Source organism: Sporosarcina ureae (genome assembly GCF_002082015.1).
Lineage (GTDB): Bacteria > Bacillota > Bacilli > Bacillales_A > Planococcaceae > Sporosarcina > Sporosarcina ureae_A.
Map to the genome: position 1 here is coordinate 3,375,622 of NZ_CP015109.1, position 18,400 is coordinate 3,394,021.

The following is an 18,400-nucleotide window of genomic DNA, read 5'->3' on the forward strand; positions in this document are numbered from 1 at the left end:
AATATGCCGACATTATTGGAATTAGCTTATGAAGCAGTAGATAGTAAGAAAGCAGAAGACATCGTAGTATTAAATATGGAGGGCATCTCACTAATTGCTGATCAATTCATCATTTGTCATGCGAACTCTGAGAGACAAGTGCAAGCCATCGCACGTGAAGTAGCAGATGTTGCTTCTAAAGAAGGCTACACTGTGAAACGTTTGGAAGGATTCGACGCAGGCCGTTGGATCTTAATCGATCTTCTAGATGTAGTCGTTCATGTATTCCACAGAGACGAACGTGGATTTTATAACTTGGAAAAGCTATGGGGAGACGCACAGTTACTAAACGTTGAGGATGAACTATGAGTTCTTCCTATTCAGCGTTCGCATCTATTTACGACGAACTAATGAATGATATCCCGTATGACGCCTATGTCGAGTTACTCGATTTGGCGTCTGCTGGCGTTGTAGGGAAAAAAGTATTGGATATAGGTTGCGGAACGGGCTTACTTTCTGCCATGCTGGCGAAAAAAGGGGCACTCGTTACCGGCGTTGATCTTTCCGCTGATATGCTGGAGGTCGCATCGCATCGCGCACAGTCACTTTCTTTAGATATTCAGTTTATCGAACAACCTATGCAACGACTGGAAGTGGAAGATACATTTGATGCGGCCGTTATCTCAATCGATTCATTGAATTATGTAATAAAGCAGCAAGATATCGTGGAAACGTTCCGCCGGATTTATGGCGTACTTGCTACAGGTGGCGTGTTGCTCTTTGATGTCCATTCAATAGGTAAAATGGATGAAATCTTCCTGGAAGGACCTTTTGTCTTTGATAATCGACGCATTGCATATATTTGGCAAACGGCCCCAGGAGACGAGGAACATTCAATTTATTCCGAGCTAGCGTTTTTCGTAAAACAAGAAGATGATTCCTATCAACGTTTTGACGAAGTACATATGCAACGATCATTTGCCGTACCGGACTATGTGCAAATGCTAGAAGAAGTTGGCTTTCATATTGAACGGATTTTTGCGGACTGGGAAGATGAAGCACCTGAAGAAGAGAGCGAAAGAATATTTTTCCAAGTTCGAAAATAGGGCTACCATAGTATTTCGGAATCGGGTATAGTAAATAGGACTCCATACGGTGCTGAAAGAAAGGGTTGTAGCTTATCCGTTCATTCCTTACCGAAAAATGGCGTACATTGATCATTCCTATTGCAGCGTTCGCTGTACTTTCCACTGTTTTGTTCTTTCCCCGAGAACAACCGGATCCACTTTCCGAAGAACAGGGACAATCCCTATTTGAACCAATCGAATCTAGTGAAATTGCTGAACAAAATATTGAAGTGGAAGCGCCTGTCGAATTAGTAGCAGAAGCTGTCTCCGTCGCTATTTTAGTAGACGTGAAAGGTGCTGTGAAACATCCCGGACTTTATTCGATGCAAGATGGCGACCGATTGCTTGATGCGGTCGACAAAGCAGGAGGCTACACAGAGGCCGCTGACACGAAGTTATTGAATCATGCGCATAGACTTCAAGATGAATCTGTCGTCTATGTACCGATCGCAGGAGAAGTACCACCGGTATACGAGCAACCGGCAGCAGCGGCATCTTCATCACCTGACAGTTCCACTTCAAAAGTAACGATTAATACAGCGAATGAAAGCGACTTTCAGACGCTTCCTGGCATTGGCCCAGCAAAAGCTACGGCAATAGTCCAATACCGTGAAGAGCACGGAGCTTTTTCGCAATTGGACGAAATCAAGAATGTGTCAGGTATTGGTGACAAGACATTTGAAAAATTAGAACCATATATTATTCTTAACTGATGGAGGCAACCGTATGGAGCGAATTACTTGGGATCAGTTCTTCATGGCGCAAAGTCATTTGCTGGCGATGCGCAGTACGTGCACGCGACTCTCGGTAGGGTCCGTTTTAGTACGCGATCAACGCATTATTGCTGGCGGCTACAATGGTTCGATATCGGGTGGAGACCACTGTATCGAACACGGCTGTTATGTCGTCGATAATCATTGCGTCCGTACGATACACTCAGAAATGAATGCATTGCTGCAATGTGCGAAATATGGCATACCCGTTGCAAAGGCAACGATTTATGTCACGCACTTCCCGTGTTTACAATGTAGTAAGGCATTGATTCAGGCCGGTATTGAACGCGTCAAATATGCGAAAGATTATCGAAACAGCGAGTATGCACTCGAGCTATTTGCGCAAGCAGGTGTGGAAATTGAAAAAGTGCCGTTTGATGAGCGTTCAATTGACTTCGCCAGTGAAGAGAAATTTTCCTTATTCAACGAGATGTTGACGAAAATGCAGCAACTTGGCGCTGAACCTGAAGAACTGGATACCCTTTTGCAAAGGGTGAATCATTTATTTGGCAATTAATCCGATCGATACGATGGATGTATATAGCGATTCCTGTTGCGATCTCTGCATTTGCAGCTGAGCTTTCAGGATCGCTTTTATTTTTACATGCGCTATTCCTCATACCATTCTACTTTTTACGCAAAGATTATCTACACCTCTTTCTTTGCGCACTTCTAGCAAGTCTCTCTTTTTTCTATTTCTCCAGTCATTCTACAACTCTTCCTGGCGACTCAGTCGTGACCTTTCATTGGAAAGATCAAGTAAAAATCGATGGTGCCAAAGTGAAAGGTTTTGCTACTCTCACCGATGGTACAGTCGTCTACTTGATGTATCCGCTAACTTCCGAGGAGGAAAAGAAGCGATTCCAAACTGCGAGATTATCTACTTATCAATTCACGGCGGAAGTGGAGCCGAAAGAAATAGAACCAGCAGCCCATGACTATTCATTTGACATGGCACGCTATTTACGAATGAATGGTGCGGCGGGAATTCTAGAAGCCACTCGTATCACATCCAGCGAACCACTGACGACATGGCGATCAAAACTCTCACACTATCGTGCAGCGATTAAACAACATATTCATGATCGATTTCCATCCTCGCTTGTTACAGAAGCAGAAGCGTTATTGATCGGTGACCGTTCGGGAATGGATCGCATCTTGCAGAAAGAGTATCAAACGCTTGGTATTACACATTTATTCGCGATATCTGGATTGCATGTCGGTTTATTGACGTTTTTCATTCGAGCAATTATGCTACGTATCGGTTTTCGAAAAGAATGGGTGACGTACGGATTACTCTTATTTTTACCAACTTACGCATGTATTGCTGGCGGAGCACCGTCTGTCTGGCGTGCTGCGACGGTGACGATGATTGTATTGCTAGCTGTTTCAAGCAATTTGAAACTACGCCTAGACGATGCTCTTGCTTTAAGCGCAATTTTCTTCATCGTCATGCAACCTTATATCGTGTTCCAGCCGGGATTTCAGTTGTCTTATTTAGCTGCATTTTCTTTATTGTATTCGTCAGCTATTCTTAGCCAAGCGAAGAACGGTTTGATTGTTTCGTTTCTCGTCACCGTCATTACACAAGTCGCGCTCTATCCTATTTTGCTATACCACTTCTACGAGTTATCGATTTCCTCTTTTGTTGCAAATTTAGTATATGTTCCGTTGTACTCAATATGTATTTTACCAGCTAATTTCCTGTTATTGATCTGCACGTACGTAGTGCCAGGACTGACAGGTAGCCTATTTTTTATCTATGAGCCTATAAGGCAATGGATTGGGAGTATGACGACTTGGTTTGCCTCTTTCCCCTATCAAATGTGGACGCCAGGACAACCGGATGGGGTAGGTTCAGCAATGGCTGTTGTAGGTATTCTGATCTTTTTCGTCTGTTTGGAAAGAAAGAATTTCATAGTGTTCGGCCTTATTTGCTTGTTGCTTCCAGCACTCTATTTGGAGGTGAAACCGATACTTCATCGCGACGTAATCATTTCCTATATAGATGTCGGACAAGGGGATAGCACGATGATCGAAATGCCATATCGCCAAGCGGTGTATTTGATCGACACGGGTGGAGTTGTCCATTTCGGTGATAACGATTGGAAAACGCCTGAGCAGCCATTTGAAATCGGACGAAATATCGTCGTGCCATACGCAAAAGCAAAAGGAATCACGAAAGTGGATCGGCTCATTATCTCTCATGCCGATATGGATCATATGGAGGGGGCCGATGAAGTATTAGAAGAGTTGCGTGTAAAAGATATTCATCTGTCCCCTGGAAGTGAACAGGAGATCGCGATGGATGATATGTTACAGTTGGCCAAAGTGCAGAATATTCCCGTGCACCTAGTTAAAGAAGGGGCTAATTGGGAAGTAGGGGATTATCAATTCCAATATGTAGCACCTGAAGAGCGTATATATGACGGGAATGACAGTTCACTAGTGCTTGTGATGAAGGATGAAGACCTACATTTCATGTTTCCAGGAGATCTCGAAAAAGAGGGAGAGCAGCGGTTTTTGCAAAGATATATTTCCGCTGATTTTCAACGTGTCGTACTAAAAGCCGGTCATCATGGAAGCAAGACGTCCAGTACAGAACCGTTTATCAGTTTTCTTCAACCCGAGTTTATTATTGTATCAGCAGGGAGGAATAGTCGTTACGGGCATCCACATGTAGAAGTACTGGACCGTTTCCATGCACATCGTATACCCGTTTGGTCGACAGCTGAACAAGGGACGATTGAATTGCGCGTAAAAGACGGAGTGTATAGCGCTACTTCAAGTCGTTAGAAAAACAAATAGACACATCCGCCTAGGTGGTGGATGTGTCTATTTTATACAACAGTTGATTAGAGAGCGACGATATCGATGATCGTAGCAACAACAAAAATTGCAGAAAAACCGATAAACGCTACTATAAAGCCGATGCCGCTGTCAATCGCATCATTACGCTTGGATTGGACATCATGTTCAAATTCATTCATTGCTACACCTCCTAATTCCATACTAAGTATAGATGAAAGTGAAAGAAAAATCCATTAAAATCGGAGTTTTTAGGAGTAGCCACGTATGTTGACACAATTTGTTCATAGAGTAAATGCGTGATCAGTTCAAATAGCGGAATTGCTTATAGCAAATTCCGCTTCGTCTTTTCGAATTAATAGTATTTGTCCTTTTCAGCTGTCTCTCGATGATTCGGAGTCATTGGTTCTTGCTTTGGCGCTAACTGCTCGAACTCTGCTAACTCTAGTGATATTTCTTCTTTTCCTTCTTCCTTCGATTTTTCACGGGAATTTAGTTGTTGACGATTAGAATTTTTCATCAAATAAACCTCCTTTACTTGCTAGTATGGAGAAATGATTGATTTTCATGTATAGTTATCACAGGTTTTTAGTAAGAAGCAATCGGTAATTGAGGTGAAGAAAATGGTTACAAAAATTTGGAGTCAAATTGAAAAAGGTGATGTCCAGCCCGTTTATTTACTGACAGGCACGGAGCAACACTTACTAGACGAAACAATTAAGAAATTAATCAAAGCAGTCCCAGGGATGACAGCATCTGAAGTGAATCGTTTTGATTTAGAAGAGATTCCAATCCAAGCTGTGCTTGAAGTGGCGGATGAACTTCCATTTTTAGTGGACCATAAATTGATTGTCGCAAAAAACTGTTCATTCTTGAAAGCGACCGATCAATCGAAAGAAAAACAGAATCATCAACTAGAACTGTTGGAAAAGTGGTTGGAGAATCCATCTCCTACTGCAACCGTAGTATTTGTAGCACCTTATGAAAAATTAGATGCACGTAAGAAAATTACGAAAAAAATAAAGAAGCATGCAGTAGTTGTAGAAGCTGTTGCTTTGCAAGGGCAAGATATATCTACGTGGATTATGCAGCAAGGCCAGGATAAAGGGATTGAATTCGATAAAAAAACAGCCGAATTTCTTATGGAGATGTCAGGAACCGATTTACTGACGTTGGCGACGGAAGTGGATAAGCTCGCTGGCTACTTGGCGTTTAACGGTGTAGTGGACATCGATATGATTGAGCAGCTGGTCGCAAGGACACCAGAGGTGGACGTATTTCGTTTGACGGATTCATTTGTCAATAATAAACGAGCAGAATCGATCGCTGTCTATCATGACTTACTGCGTAACGGTGAAGAACCCATTATGTTGGCGTCTCTTATTGCGAGCCAGGTGCGTTTAATGATTCATGTGACAAATTTGCGAAAAAAAGGCTATCAGCAACAACAAATCGCAACAACGCTTCGTATCCATCCATATCGTGTGAAATTGATGATGCAAAGAAGATTGCCGCCTTTGCAAGTATTACTGAAAGCATTGGATGATTTAGCGACGATTGATCTGCAACTTAAAACTACGAGTGGTAATCGCCAGCGCAAACTGGAATTATTTCTAATGAATGGCCTATAACATGCAAAAAAAGACTGCCGTCACGAAGAGGCAGTCTTTTAACATATCATTATTGAGCTTTTTTAGTTAGACGTGATTTTTGACGAGCAGCAGTGTTTCTTGGGATAAGACCTTTACGAGCAGCAGTATCCAATTGTTTCACAGCATTTCTCAACAGTTCTTCAGCGTTCTCATCATTATTCATAAGAGCCGCATCCGCTTTACGGATTGCAGTACGCATAGAAGCTTTTACGTTAGAGTTTTGCTCGTTAGCAGCAGCACTTTGTCTCACGCGTTTGATAGCACCTTTAATGTTTGGCATTTCATTCACCTCCAGCTTTCAGGTAAGGCAAGAGTGTTTCCACAATCATCCGGACATCTCTTTACAACAAGCATTATTTTATCAAAGCTACCGACAGATTGCAAGAAAAAAAGTAAAGTGATTCATCTTTACAGCCATCTATTCTAGAATAAATGCCGATAAACTGCACAAACTGGCTAGTAGAGGTGAAGAAAATGAGCGAAATCAACTACTACCGCACGGATTTAATTGATGAAAGTGACGAGTTCGTCAGACATCAGACAGAGTCAGAAGAAAAGAAATTGAAGGAAATGTCCGGAATACGTGTCGAAGAACAAACCATTGGCCGAATTAAGGCAACGACTGTAAAAGTGACAGCAGAAGGTGAAGAAGAAATCGGGAAAGCGAAAGGTACATATATTACGCTGACGATTCCGACACTTGCTGTTCACGAAATCGATGAGCTTCAAGCGTTATGTGAACTGGTGGTCGAAAAAATGGATGCATTAATTAAGGAAAAGTTACCGGGCGAAGTAAAAAAAGTATTGTGTGTCGGTCTTGGCAACCGCGAAATTACGCCAGACGCTGTGGGGCCTGCTGTTATGGATTATGTGAAGGAAGTAATACCCGAATATTACGAAGCGGACGAGAGTGGTGTGATGGTCTATGCGCCGGGCGTAACCATTCAGACGGGTTTAGAAACTGCTTCATTCGTTCAAGCGATTGTGGATCAAAGTAAACCTGATCTGTTGCTCGTCGTCGATGCACTTGCCGCGAGAAGTAGCGCAAGACTTTGCCGCACGATACAGCTGACGGATACCGGTATTCATCCAGGCTCGGGTGTAGGGAACAGCCGCAAAGAGTTATCGGAAAAAAGTCTCGGCATCCCTGTCATTGCATTAGGTGTCCCAACCGTCGTGGATGGACCGGTGCTAGTGGCGGATGCGATTGATACCATGTTTGGCTATATCGCAGCGAAAATAGAAGAAGACGGTATGCCTTCATCCAAACTTTCCACCGGCCGATTTCCACAACGCTCAACCAAAGATGCGGATCGCACAGCGCTAGGTCCTATATTCGGTGATTGGTCATCATGGACGCATGAAGAACGAATTCAATTATTTGAAGAAGTGCTGACTAATCAGGAATTAGCGACATTTATCTCCCCGAAAGAAATTGATTCATGGGTAGCAAACTACGCAAATGCATTATCTTCTTCATTAATAAGATGGATTCATAAAGTAAATGCATGAACTAGTCATTGACCTTTTTTCTTCCGCATAGTGTGGAAGATGGAGGGATTACTATGAAAAAAACTTTGCAAATCTGGATGAGCGTTATTTTTGTATTGTTCATCTTTCCTGTCGTACTGCAGTACGTTCCCAAACAGCCGACCATACCTGCTGCCCTCTCGATAAAGGAACCGGGGATGATTGTCTATGCATCTAATGTGTTGGAAGAGGATATTAAGCCGAAAGTACAAGGAAATGTCTTGATTTATACGACTCACGCGCATGAAGCGTACGAACCTATTACGAAGGCAGCGAACGGGAAAGTAGCCGTATCTCATCATTCCGAGAATATTGTAAAAGTGGGCGCGCGACTGAAAGAGAATTTACTTGCACATGGTCTTGCGGCAGAACAGCTTGATATTGATATTGTGAAAATCATGCAACAAAAAAAGATACCGTATCATCGCTCGTATGCTGCGATTCGGCCGTATGTAGAGAAGAAGGTCAACGAAGGGTCGTATGATTTAGTCATCGACATGCATAGAGATTCACTCGGACCTTCTAAAACGACGATCACACACGACGGGCAACGCTATGCAAAAGTAGCGTTTGTTATCGGAAGGGACCATCCGTATTACGAACGGAACTTGGCTAAAGCGAAGCAATTGAAAAATGAAATGGAAAAATTAGTGCCGGGTATTACGCGCGAAATCATTATTAAAGGTGGCCGTGGAGTAGACGGTAAATACAATCAAGATTTAAATACAAGCATCATTTTAGTCGAAATGGGTGGCGTAGGTAATACGGAAGCGGAGATCAATCAAACGGTATCGGTCGTTGGAGAATCTATTTCCGCTATGATGATCGTGCAATAATCTTTCAAATATTGAAGTCTGAACCGTTCACTGCTATAATTCAAGTAGCTTAAATAGGTACGTACATGTAGGAGTGAACAGTGATGAATCAAGAGCAGAGAACAGCACGTCAAAAAAACATCCGAAATTTTTCTATCATTGCCCATATCGACCACGGGAAGTCCACGCTGGCTGATCGGATTTTGGAAAAAACGGAAATAGTGAAAACTCGTAATATGAAGTCACAATCATTGGATTCGATGGACCTAGAACGTGAACGTGGTATTACCATTAAATTGAATGCCGTTCAGTTAGTCTATACGGCAAAGAATGGCGAAGACTATACGTTACACTTGATCGATACACCAGGACACGTCGATTTCACATATGAAGTATCCAGAAGTTTAGCGGCTTGTGAAGGTGCTATTCTTGTAGTGGATTCTGCGCAAGGTATCGAAGCGCAAACATTGGCGAACGTTTACTTAGCGCTAGACAATGATTTGGAAATATTACCTGTTATCAATAAAATCGACCTTCCGGCAGCTGATCCCGATCGTGTGAAACAGGAAATTGAAGATGTAATCGGATTAGATGCATCGGAGGCAGTGTTAGCTTCTGCGAAATCTGGAATTGGGATTGATGAAATCTTGGAACAGATCGTAGAAAAAGTGCCGGCACCTCAAGGTGATCCAGAAGCGCCATTAAAGGCATTGATCTTTGACTCTCATTATGATCAATATAAAGGAGTTATCGTCAATATCCGTATCGTAGAAGGAAAAGTAAAACCAGGCGATAGAATCCGTATGATGGCGACGGGTAAGGAATTTGAAGTATTGGAGCTAGGTGTTTTCACTCCTAGTATTTCTCCGCGTGACGAATTGACTGTAGGTGATGTAGGGTTCTTGTCCGCTTCCATTAAAACGGTCGGCGATACACGAGTAGGGGATACTATCACGCTTGTCGATGACCCTGCAGAGGAAGCATTGCCAGGTTATCGTCGTATGAATCCAATGGTATTCTGCGGACTGTATCCAATCGATACATCTAAATACAACGATTTACGTGAAGCGCTTGAGAAATTGGAGCTAAATGACTCTGCACTTGAATATGAGCCAGAGACATCCCAGGCATTAGGGTTCGGTTACCGTTGTGGTTTCCTTGGCTTGTTGCATATGGAAATCATTCAAGAACGAATCGAACGTGAATTCAACATTGATTTAATTACAACAGCACCAAGCGTTATTTATAAAGTAAACTTAACAGACGGCACGACGATGAGCGTAGATAACCCGTCGATGATGCCTAGCGCACAAAAGGTAGACTATGTGGAAGAGCCTTATGTTAAAGCATCCATCATGGTACCGAATGATTATGTTGGAGCCGTCATGGAGCTCTGTCAGCGTAAACGTGGAGACTTCCTGACAATGGATTACATGGACGCATCACGTGTCAATATTATATATGAACTGCCATTAGCTGAAATTGTCTATGACTTCTTTGACCAATTAAAATCCAGTACAAAAGGGTATGCGTCACTGGATTACGAATTAATTGGCTATAAGCAGTCGAAACTCGTTAAGATGGACATTTTGTTAAACGGCGAAACTGTGGATGCGTTAAGCTTTATCGTGCACAATGACTTTAGTTACGAACGTGGAAAGGCAATCGTTGAAAAACTGAAATCGTTAATTCCAAGACAACAGTTTGAAGTGCCTGTCCAAGCAGCAATCGGTCAAAAAATTGTGGCACGTTCAACGATTAAATCTATGGGTAAAAACGTTTTAGCGAAATGTTACGGTGGGGATATCTCCCGTAAGCGTAAACTGCTTGAGAAACAAAAAGAAGGTAAGAAGAAGATGAAGCAAGTTGGCTCGGTGGAAGTTCCACAAGAAGCGTTCATGGCTGTTCTGAAGATGGATGAAGATTAATTACACTCAGTGAAAAGGGGGCAAACCGCCCTCTTTTTGCCGTTTACCTATTTACATAAAGGATGTGACAGCATGCGGGGAGTATATATCCACATACCGTTTTGCCAGCAAATTTGTCATTATTGCGATTTCAATAAAGTATTTCTTAAAAACCAACCGGTTGATCAATACATCGAATCAATCGGCAAAGAGTTTTCTTATATGAAAGAAGCGGGATATTCATTTGAAGAAGTGGAAACCGTCTTTTTAGGCGGTGGCACACCGACAGCACTGAACGTTCCGCAGCTCGATCGGTTACTAACGATCGTTTCACAATATATCGACGTCACGGCATTAAAGGAATTCACGACAGAAGCAAACCCTGATGATTTATCAGAAGGACAACTTGCTATATTGAAGGAAAAAGGCGTAAACCGCTTGTCGATCGGTGTACAGACATTTAATGAACGACTACTGAAACAAATTGGGCGTACGCATTCCAATGAAGACGTGGAGAACGTGATCAAAGCAGCACGCAAAGTTGGCTTCGAAAATATTAGCATCGATTTGATGTACAGCTTACCTACGCAGACGGTGAAAGAATGGGAAGAGACACTGGATCGGGCATTGGCGCTTGATTTGCCTCATTACTCAGCTTATTCATTGATCGTGGAGCCAAAGACGGTCTTTTACAACCGAATGGTCAAAGGGAAGCTACCCTTGCCAGGAGAAGACATGGAAGCAGAAATGTTTGCGATGGTGATCGATCGCATGAATGCAGCAGGACGCGATCAATATGAAATCAGTAATTTTGCTAAACCTGACCATCTTTCGTTTCATAACCTGATTTATTGGGAAAACTCCCACTATGCAGGTATTGGGGCGGGTGCGCACGGTTATATCGGCAAAGACCGTTATGCGAACGTCGGACCGTTGACACATTACATTAACTTATTGGATGAAGGAAAGTTGCCCCATAAAGAGGTACATGAAGTAACTCTTGCGGAAGCGATGGAAGAAGAAATGTTCCTCGGTTTACGAATTATTGAAGGAGTATCGATAAAAGAATTCGAACGGAAATTCCAGCGCCCGATGCGTGAAGTATTCGGCAAACCGATAGAAAAATTACAGCAGCAGGGGCTTTTGCAAATCGATGGAGACCATCTCCGTTTGACTAGAAAAGGTGTTTTCCAAGGGAACACCGTATTTCAAGAATTTTTATTAGGAGATTGAGTTTGTTTCGTTGACATGTAAAATAGAATTTGATAAATTATGAGTAGTATTAGCACTCGATGTTAAAGAGTGCTAACAGGAGTGATGATCATGTTGACAAACAGACAATTGCTCATACTACAATTGACAGTGAAAGATTTCATCGAGTCTGCTCAACCGGTTGGTTCCAGACAACTGTCGAAAAAGCCGGAAGCGCCATTTAGTTCGGCAACCATTCGGAATGACATGGCGGATCTGGAGGATATGGGTTATTTAGAAAAGACTCACACATCATCTGGAAGAGTACCTTCCGAAAAAGGCTATCGGTTCTATGTGGATCATTTATTGAAACCACAAGCTCTAGGCCTGGAAGATAGCTTACAGTTGCGTACGATGTTTCAGGAAAGAGTAGGAGAGTCTGAAGAGTTAATTCGGAAATCCGCAACCATACTCTCCGACTTGACGAATTACACGTCGATCCTTCTCGGACCTGACACGTCTACGCATGCCGTCAAGAAATTCTCTATTGTTCCATTGGACCAACAACGGGCAGTGGCGATTATCGTAACGGATAATGGACATGTGGAAAACCGAATTTTTGATGTGCCACCTGGACTCACTGCTTCGGAAATTGAGAAGACGGTAAACATTTTAAATGAACGCCTAATCGGCACATCGCTTGTGCAGTTGCAGCAAAAATTGCAACTCGAAGCGAAACATGTATTTGAACAGCATATTCACCAAGCCGAACAACTATTCAGCTCGTTGCAGCAAGCAATGGCAGTGGAGCCTGAAGAGCGATTGTACTTTGGCGGCAAATTGAATATGTGGAAACAGCCGGAATTTCACGACTTCCAGAAGATGCAATCATTTTTTGAGCTGATAGAGAAAGGCAATCCTGCCATGGGACTTTTCCATAAAAACGAACAAGGAATTCAAGTTCGTATTGGCTCTGAAAACAATGTGATTGAAATGGAAGACTACAGCGTGATTACTTCCACGTACTCGGCAGGAGAGAATATGGAAGGTTCCATTGCAATTATCGGTCCGAAGCGGATGGATTACGGAAGAGTCATTACATTGCTCGATATACTAAGCAGTGATTTATCTTCTGCACTTCATCGGTTAACTATCGGAAAAGACGGGAACGGGAGGCAAGACACGTGAAAGAAAACCAAGAGTTCGAAGAGCAGCTAGATGAAAATCTTTCCGACCAAGAGCAAGAACAAAACGATGCGGCAGATCAACCAGAAGTTGAAGTTGTCGAAGAGCTCACTACAGAACAAGAACTTGAGAAAAAAATAGATGAATTAACGAAAGCTCTTGAAGAAGAAGAGGGTAAGAAATTACGCGTAATGGCAGATATGGAAAACGTCAAGAGACGAGCTTCACTCGATTATCAAACATTGCAAACATACCGTGCACAAAACGTCATGGTGAATATTTTGCCTGTACTGGATAACTTCGAACGTGCACTATCTGTTGAGGCGAAAGAAGAAGAAACGAAAGCCCTCTTAACGGGTATGGAAATGGTTTACCGTTCATTAGTAGAAGCTTTAAAATCTGACGGACTGGAAGAAATCGAAGCGCTTGATCAAGAATTCGATCCGAACTTCCACCAGGCAGTCATGACAGGCAATGAAGAAGATAAAGATTCTGGAATTGTTTTGGAAGAACTGCAAAAAGGATACAAGCTAAAAGAACGTGTACTACGACCATCCATGGTTAAAGTAAACGAATAAAAATTAAAGCATTCACATTTTAGGAGGAAAACCACACATGAGTAAAATTATCGGTATTGACTTAGGAACAACAAACTCAGTAGTAGCAGTATATGAAGGCGGAGAAGCAAAAGTAATTCCGAACCCTGAAGGTAACAGAACATCACCATCTGTTGTCGCATTCAAAAACGGCGAACGCCAAGTAGGGGAAGTAGCAAAACGTCAATCGATCACAAACCCTAACACGATCATGTCGGTTAAAAGACATATGGGTACGGACTTTAAAGTAGAAGTGGATGGCCAAGAATACTCTCCACAAGAAGTGTCTGCTATGATCCTTCAATACATGAAGGGCTATGCTGAAGAATACTTAGGCGAAAAAGTAACGAAGGCTGTTGTTACAGTTCCTGCGTACTTTAACGATGCACAGCGTCAAGCTACAAAAGATGCTGGTAAAATCGCTGGTCTTGAAGTAGAGCGCATCATCAACGAGCCAACAGCAGCTGCACTTGCTTATGGTTTGGATAAAACAGAAGAAGATCAAACTATCCTAGTCTATGACCTGGGTGGCGGTACGTTTGACGTATCGATCCTTGAACTAGGTGACGGAGTATTCCAAGTACGTTCAACAGCAGGTGACAATAAACTTGGTGGAGACGACTTTGACGATATTATTATGGATTACCTAGTACAGGAATTCCGTAAAGAAAACTCTATTGATCTTTCCAAAGATAAAATGGCTATGCAACGTCTAAAAGATGCAGCTGAAAAAGCGAAGAAAGATTTGTCTGGTGTTACATCCACTTCAATCTCACTTCCGTTCATCACAGCTGGAGAAGCAGGACCATTACACTTGGAAATTACATTGACTCGCGGGAAATTCGACGAATTGACAGCGAACCTGGTAGAACGCTCTATGATTCCAACTCGTCAAGCATTAAAAGACGCAGATCTTTCAGCATCTGATATCGACCGTGTCATCTTGGTTGGTGGTTCTACTCGAATTCCTGCTGTACAAGAAGCAATCAAAAAAGTAACAGGTAAAGAGCCGTTTAAAGGCGTAAACCCAGACGAAGTAGTAGCAATGGGTGCGGCAGTTCAAGGTTCAATCCTAACAGGAGACGTAAAAGACGTAGTACTTCTTGACGTAACACCTCTATCACTAGGCATTGAAACAATGGGCTCTGTGTTCACAAAACTAATCGACCGCAATACGACAATCCCTACTAGTAAGTCACAAGTGTTCTCTACAGCAGCTGACAACCAGCCAGCAGTAGATATCCATGTCTTGCAAGGTGAGCGTCCGATGGCGACTGACAATAAAACACTAGGTCGCTTCCAATTGACGGATATTCCACCAGCACCACGTGGCGTTCCGCAAATCGAAGTAACATTCGACATTGATAAGAACGGTATCGTCAATGTTAAAGCGAAAGATATGGGTACACAGAAAGAACAGAATATCACGATCCAATCTAGTTCAGGTCTTTCGGATGAAGAGATCGATCAAATGGTTAAAGATGCAGAAGCACACGCTGAAGAAGATAAAAAGCGTAAAGAAGAAGCAGAACTTCGCAACGAAGCGGATCAGTTAGTATTCATGGCTGAAAAGACACTTAAAGATATCGAAGGCAAAGTGGATGAAGCAGAAGTGAAAGATGCGGAAGCAGCATTAGAAGAATTGAAAGCTGCTAACGAATCTGGAGATCTCGAAGAAATTCGTACGAAGAAAGAAAAACTTGACGAATTAGTCCAAGCTCTATCTGTAAAACTATACGAGCAAGCTGCTGCTGAAGCACAAGCTGCACAAGGCGATGCACAACCTGGTCAAGAAGACGACAGTGTAGTAGATGCAGATTTCGAAGAAGTAGAAGACGATAAAGATAACAAAGATACTAAATAAGTAATTCGAAATAGCTATTGACGGAAAAGTCAAAGTCCGAAATTCCGGCTTTGACTTTTTCGTTTGTTAACTCAACAAAATTCGATAGCAACGTGTTACAATGGACAACAGGTAAAATGCGATGAGGGGTGCAATGATGAGTAAACGAGATTACTATGAGGTGCTAGGCGTATCTAAATCTGCTACAAAGGAAGAGATCCGCAAAGCATACCGTACACTTTCTAAAAAGTACCATCCGGACTTGAACAAAGAAGCGGATGCAGAAGTGAAATTTAAAGAAGTAACAGAAGCATTTGAAGTCCTAAGCGACGAGAATAAGAGAGCGGAATATGACCAATATGGTCACAACGGCCCTGGTGCAGGCTTTGGAGGATTTGGTGGCGGAGGTGCAGATGGCTTCGGTTTCGAAGATATCTTCAGCACGTTCTTCGGTGGCAGTGCAAGAAGAAGAGATCCAAATGCTCCACAAAAAGGTAACGATTTGCAATACACGATGACAGTCGACTTCATGGATGCGATTTTCGGTAAAGAAACAGAAATTGATATCCCGCGTGAAGAAGAGTGTGACACGTGTGACGGTACAGGTGCCAAAAAAGGTACTAGCGTCAAAACATGTACGGAATGTAATGGTTCGGGTGAGGTTTCTTTCGCTCAAAACACGCCATTTGGTCAAGTCGTGAATCGCAGAACATGTCCTACATGTCAGGGTACAGGTAAAATTATTCCTGAAAAATGTGAAACATGCCGAGGCAAAGGTCGCGTAACGAAAAACAAAGTGATTAAAATCACGATACCTGCTGGTGTAGACCAAGGTCAACGTCTACGTGTAGGCGGTCAAGGCGAAGCGGGTATTAATGGAGGACCTCCTGGAGACTTATACATCGTCTTTAACGTGCGTCCACATAAACGTTTCATTCGTGAAGAAGACGATATTATATTGGAATTGAACTTGACGTTCCCACAAGCATCACTTGGAGACGAACTCGAAGTCCAAACGGTACATGGAAAAGTGAAGCTAAAGATTCCGGCTGGTACACAAAACGGCACAACTTTCCGTCTACGCGGAAAAGGAGTTCCAAACGTACACGGACACGGAACAGGCGATCAGCACGTCATCGTTAAAGTGCTTACACCGAAAAAGATGACCGAGCGACAAAAGGAATTACTACGTGAGTTTGCATCAATTGAAGGAGAATCACCAGATGAGTATTCCAGCTCATTCTTCGATAAAATCAAACGCACTTTTAAAGGTGAATGAAAGGATTGACTAACTGTGAAATGGTCTGAAGTTTCCGTGCACACGACACATGAAGCAACTGAGGCAGTAGCGAACATCTTGCATGAAGCAGGCGCGAGCGGAGTCGTTATTGAAGACTCTGAAGAACCTGGTAAAGAACGAGTAGACCAGTATGGCGAAATATATGCACTAGATAAAGAAGACTTCCCAAGTGATGGGGTTATTATCAAAGCATATTTGCCTGTCACTAGTTTCATCAACGAAACAGTTGAAAACCTTGAATTGGAAATTGAAGGTCTTCGTCAATTTTCATTAAATCCTGGACGCTTTACTATAGGCATTACAGAAGTAGATGAAGAAGATTGGGCTAACTCCTGGAAACAATACTTCCATCCTGTCAAAATATCAAAGCGTTTTACCATTGTTCCTACATGGGAAGAGTATACACCTGTGGAATCTGATGAATTGCTCATCGAATTGGATCCAGGTATGGCCTTCGGTACGGGTACACACCCTACGACAGTCCTCTGTTTACAAGCACTAGAGAAGTATCTCGAACCAGATCAGACGATTGTCGATGTTGGAACAGGTTCAGGTGTACTAGCAATCGGTGCTGCCTTACTAGGTGCCAAACACATTACCGCGCTTGACTTGGATGAAGTAGCTGTACGCGCTGCACAGGAAAATGTCGCGTATAACCAAGCAGATGATCGCATCACGGTTTTAAAGGGGAATCTTCTCGATTCAATTGAAGAACCTCCTGATATGATCATTGCGAATATATTGGCGGATGTCATTATGTCATTTTCCCAAGATGCTTACCAACTCGTCAAACCAGGCGGACTATTCATTACATCAGGTATTATCGGTGCGAAACGGGACGAAGTACGTAACGACCTGATAGCACAAGGTTTTGAAATTGTGGAAACGGTGCTTATGGAAGATTGGGTAGCGATCATTGCGCGTAAGGGTAGTGAATAATCATGCAACGTTATTTCTTGAATCAGCCATTTAATGAGCAACGTCAAGTAGCAATTAGCGGAGATGATTATAAACATATTGTGAAAGTGATGCGTATGACGCCGGGTCAGGAAATACTGACAGTTTATGATGGTGTTGCGTCGGTAGCGATGATTGACAGTATTTCTGAAGACGTTGTTACTGTTTCAGAGCAGCGACAATTGGACCAATATAATGAGTTGCCGATTTCTGTAACGATTGCTTGTGGATTGCCTAAAGGCGATAAACTCGATTTGATCACGCAAAAAAGTACTGAACTTGGTATGAGCCGATTGATTCCCTTTGCGGCGAAACGGTCGATTGTCAAATGGGATGCTAAAAAAGGCGACAAACGTATAGAGCGTTTGCAAAAAATTGCCAAGGAAGCTGCTGAACAATGTCATCGCAATCAAGTGCCAGAGATTTTATCCGTCCAAAGCGTCAAGCAACTGATCATGTATACAGATTCCTTTGATGTCAAATTATTTGCGGATGAAGAAGATGCGAAAAGCGAAGTTCCGCATAAGATTGCAGACCGTCTGAAAAACATGTATCATGAACAATCGATAGTAATTGTTTTTGGACCGGAAGGCGGATTAGCGCGGGAAGAAGTTACTCAACTTCAAGAAGCAGGTTTCCATCCAGTGTCGTTAGGACCTAGAATCTTGCGCACGGAAACAGCTCCTTTATATGTATTATCCGCAATGTCTTATGAATTTGAATGAAAGAAGTGAACA

The 18,400-nt window shown here is 42.6% G+C and carries 19 protein-coding genes; 16 read left to right on the forward strand and 3 right to left on the reverse strand.

Annotated elements, in window-relative coordinates; translation table 11 throughout:
* Window positions 1-3: 3 nt before the first annotated feature.
* The 5 genes from rsfS to SporoP17a_RS16490 all read left to right on the forward strand — a co-directional run bounded on the left by rsfS (window position 4) and on the right by SporoP17a_RS16490 (window position 4,675).
* Window positions 4-348: a ribosome silencing factor gene (gene rsfS, locus SporoP17a_RS16470; protein WP_083035740.1), complete on the forward strand. Its 345-nt coding sequence runs from the start codon at window positions 4-6 to the stop codon at window positions 346-348.
* Window positions 345-1,085, forward strand: a complete 741-nt coding sequence (locus tag SporoP17a_RS16475) for a class I SAM-dependent methyltransferase (RefSeq protein WP_083035742.1) — start codon at window positions 345-347, stop codon at window positions 1,083-1,085. The genes rsfS and SporoP17a_RS16475 overlap by 4 nt, the downstream gene beginning before the upstream one ends.
* A 107-nt stretch (window positions 1,086-1,192) precedes the next feature.
* Window positions 1,193-1,819 (forward strand): helix-hairpin-helix domain-containing protein, encoded by a 627-nt coding sequence (locus SporoP17a_RS16480; protein ID WP_083035744.1) that lies wholly within the window; start codon window positions 1,193-1,195, stop codon window positions 1,817-1,819.
* A gap of 13 nt (window positions 1,820-1,832) precedes the next feature.
* Window positions 1,833-2,396, forward strand: coding sequence for a ComE operon protein 2 (locus SporoP17a_RS16485; RefSeq protein WP_083035746.1), 564 nt, complete (start codon window positions 1,833-1,835; stop codon window positions 2,394-2,396).
* Window positions 2,397-2,614: 218 nt separating this feature from the next.
* Window positions 2,615-4,675, forward strand: coding sequence for a DNA internalization-related competence protein ComEC/Rec2 (locus tag SporoP17a_RS16490; protein WP_167693458.1), 2,061 nt, complete (start codon window positions 2,615-2,617; stop codon window positions 4,673-4,675).
* A 59-nt stretch (window positions 4,676-4,734) separates the two neighbouring features.
* Here SporoP17a_RS16490 and SporoP17a_RS16495 read toward each other — a convergent pair whose 3' ends face one another.
* Together SporoP17a_RS16495 and SporoP17a_RS16920 are read right to left on the reverse strand one after the other, a co-directional pair.
* Window positions 4,735-4,869: a YqzM family protein gene (locus SporoP17a_RS16495; RefSeq protein ID WP_029054667.1), complete on the reverse strand. Its 135-nt coding sequence runs from the start codon at window positions 4,867-4,869 to the stop codon at window positions 4,735-4,737.
* A 173-nt stretch (window positions 4,870-5,042) separates the two neighbouring features.
* On the reverse strand, window positions 5,043-5,207 hold the full coding sequence (locus SporoP17a_RS16920; RefSeq protein ID WP_167693459.1) for a hypothetical protein: 165 nt from the start codon (window positions 5,205-5,207) through the stop codon (window positions 5,043-5,045).
* Between the two features lie 103 nt (window positions 5,208-5,310).
* On the opposite strand from SporoP17a_RS16920, the gene holA reads away from it, so the two are divergent.
* On the forward strand, window positions 5,311-6,318 hold the full coding sequence (gene holA / locus SporoP17a_RS16500; protein ID WP_083035749.1) for a DNA polymerase III subunit delta: 1,008 nt from the start codon (window positions 5,311-5,313) through the stop codon (window positions 6,316-6,318).
* Window positions 6,319-6,367: 49 nt separating this feature from the next.
* Here holA and rpsT read toward each other — a convergent pair whose 3' ends face one another.
* Complete coding sequence (rpsT, locus tag SporoP17a_RS16505) at window positions 6,368-6,619, reverse strand: 30S ribosomal protein S20 (protein WP_083035750.1); 252 nt, start codon at window positions 6,617-6,619, stop codon at window positions 6,368-6,370.
* A gap of 194 nt (window positions 6,620-6,813) precedes the next feature.
* Between rpsT and gpr the strand changes: the two genes are divergently transcribed.
* The 10 genes from gpr to SporoP17a_RS16555 all read left to right on the forward strand — a co-directional run bounded on the left by gpr (window position 6,814) and on the right by SporoP17a_RS16555 (window position 18,388).
* Window positions 6,814-7,851, forward strand: a complete 1,038-nt coding sequence (gene gpr / locus SporoP17a_RS16510) for a GPR endopeptidase (RefSeq protein ID WP_083035752.1) — start codon at window positions 6,814-6,816, stop codon at window positions 7,849-7,851.
* Between the two features lie 53 nt (window positions 7,852-7,904).
* Window positions 7,905-8,705 carry a stage II sporulation protein P gene (gene spoIIP / locus SporoP17a_RS16515; protein ID WP_237262350.1) on the forward strand — a complete coding sequence of 267 codons (801 nt, stop codon included), beginning with the start codon at window positions 7,905-7,907 and terminating at the stop codon, window positions 8,703-8,705.
* Between the two features lie 83 nt (window positions 8,706-8,788).
* Window positions 8,789-10,612 carry a translation elongation factor 4 gene (gene lepA / locus SporoP17a_RS16520; protein WP_083035753.1) on the forward strand — a complete coding sequence of 608 codons (1,824 nt, stop codon included), beginning with the start codon at window positions 8,789-8,791 and terminating at the stop codon, window positions 10,610-10,612.
* A gap of 72 nt (window positions 10,613-10,684) precedes the next feature.
* Complete coding sequence (gene hemW / locus SporoP17a_RS16525; protein WP_083035755.1) at window positions 10,685-11,824, forward strand: radical SAM family heme chaperone HemW; 1,140 nt, start codon at window positions 10,685-10,687, stop codon at window positions 11,822-11,824.
* Between the two features lie 90 nt (window positions 11,825-11,914).
* Window positions 11,915-12,970, forward strand: coding sequence for a heat-inducible transcriptional repressor HrcA (hrcA, locus tag SporoP17a_RS16530; RefSeq protein ID WP_083035757.1), 1,056 nt, complete (start codon window positions 11,915-11,917; stop codon window positions 12,968-12,970).
* Window positions 12,967-13,545 (forward strand): nucleotide exchange factor GrpE, encoded by a 579-nt coding sequence (gene grpE / locus SporoP17a_RS16535; protein WP_083035759.1) that lies wholly within the window; start codon window positions 12,967-12,969, stop codon window positions 13,543-13,545. Before hrcA ends, grpE begins: the two co-directional genes overlap by 4 nt.
* Window positions 13,546-13,582: 37 nt before the next feature.
* A complete protein-coding gene (gene dnaK / locus SporoP17a_RS16540) occupies window positions 13,583-15,427 on the forward strand; it encodes a molecular chaperone DnaK (RefSeq protein ID WP_083035761.1) in 1,845 nt (614 codons plus the stop codon).
* Window positions 15,428-15,563: 136 nt separating this feature from the next.
* Window positions 15,564-16,685 carry a molecular chaperone DnaJ gene (gene dnaJ / locus SporoP17a_RS16545; protein WP_083035763.1) on the forward strand — a complete coding sequence of 374 codons (1,122 nt, stop codon included), beginning with the start codon at window positions 15,564-15,566 and terminating at the stop codon, window positions 16,683-16,685.
* 15 nt (window positions 16,686-16,700) lie between these two features.
* Window positions 16,701-17,645 carry a 50S ribosomal protein L11 methyltransferase gene (prmA, locus tag SporoP17a_RS16550; RefSeq protein WP_083035765.1) on the forward strand — a complete coding sequence of 315 codons (945 nt, stop codon included), beginning with the start codon at window positions 16,701-16,703 and terminating at the stop codon, window positions 17,643-17,645.
* Between the two features lie 2 nt (window positions 17,646-17,647).
* Complete coding sequence (locus SporoP17a_RS16555) at window positions 17,648-18,388, forward strand: 16S rRNA (uracil(1498)-N(3))-methyltransferase (RefSeq protein WP_083035766.1); 741 nt, start codon at window positions 17,648-17,650, stop codon at window positions 18,386-18,388.
* Window positions 18,389-18,400 lie beyond the last annotated feature (12 nt).

Excerpts from the sequence above, each read along its gene's own strand:
- gpr (WP_083035752.1), top strand. The coding sequence starts at position 6,814 with ATGAGCGAAATCAACTACTACCGCACGGATTTAATTGATGAAAGTGAC.
- dnaJ (WP_083035763.1), top strand. The coding sequence starts at position 15,564 with ATGAGTAAACGAGATTACTATGAGGTGCTAGGCGTATCTAAATCTGCT.
- dnaK (WP_083035761.1), top strand. The coding sequence starts at position 13,583 with ATGAGTAAAATTATCGGTATTGACTTAGGAACAACAAACTCAGTAGTA.
- SporoP17a_RS16495 (WP_029054667.1), bottom strand. The coding sequence starts at position 4,869 with ATGAATGAATTTGAACATGATGTCCAATCCAAGCGTAATGATGCGATT.
- spoIIP (WP_237262350.1), top strand. The coding sequence starts at position 7,905 with ATGAAAAAAACTTTGCAAATCTGGATGAGCGTTATTTTTGTATTGTTC.
- hemW (WP_083035755.1), top strand. The coding sequence starts at position 10,685 with ATGCGGGGAGTATATATCCACATACCGTTTTGCCAGCAAATTTGTCAT.
- SporoP17a_RS16485 (WP_083035746.1), top strand. The coding sequence starts at position 1,833 with ATGGAGCGAATTACTTGGGATCAGTTCTTCATGGCGCAAAGTCATTTG.
- rsfS (WP_083035740.1), top strand. The coding sequence starts at position 4 with ATGCCGACATTATTGGAATTAGCTTATGAAGCAGTAGATAGTAAGAAA.
- holA (WP_083035749.1), top strand. The coding sequence starts at position 5,311 with ATGGTTACAAAAATTTGGAGTCAAATTGAAAAAGGTGATGTCCAGCCC.
- lepA (WP_083035753.1), top strand. The coding sequence starts at position 8,789 with ATGAATCAAGAGCAGAGAACAGCACGTCAAAAAAACATCCGAAATTTT.
- SporoP17a_RS16555 (WP_083035766.1), top strand. The coding sequence starts at position 17,648 with ATGCAACGTTATTTCTTGAATCAGCCATTTAATGAGCAACGTCAAGTA.
- SporoP17a_RS16920 (WP_167693459.1), bottom strand. The coding sequence starts at position 5,207 with ATGAAAAATTCTAATCGTCAACAACTAAATTCCCGTGAAAAATCGAAG.
- hrcA (WP_083035757.1), top strand. The coding sequence starts at position 11,915 with ATGTTGACAAACAGACAATTGCTCATACTACAATTGACAGTGAAAGAT.
- SporoP17a_RS16475 (WP_083035742.1), top strand. The coding sequence starts at position 345 with ATGAGTTCTTCCTATTCAGCGTTCGCATCTATTTACGACGAACTAATG.
- rpsT (WP_083035750.1), bottom strand. The coding sequence starts at position 6,619 with ATGCCAAACATTAAAGGTGCTATCAAACGCGTGAGACAAAGTGCTGCT.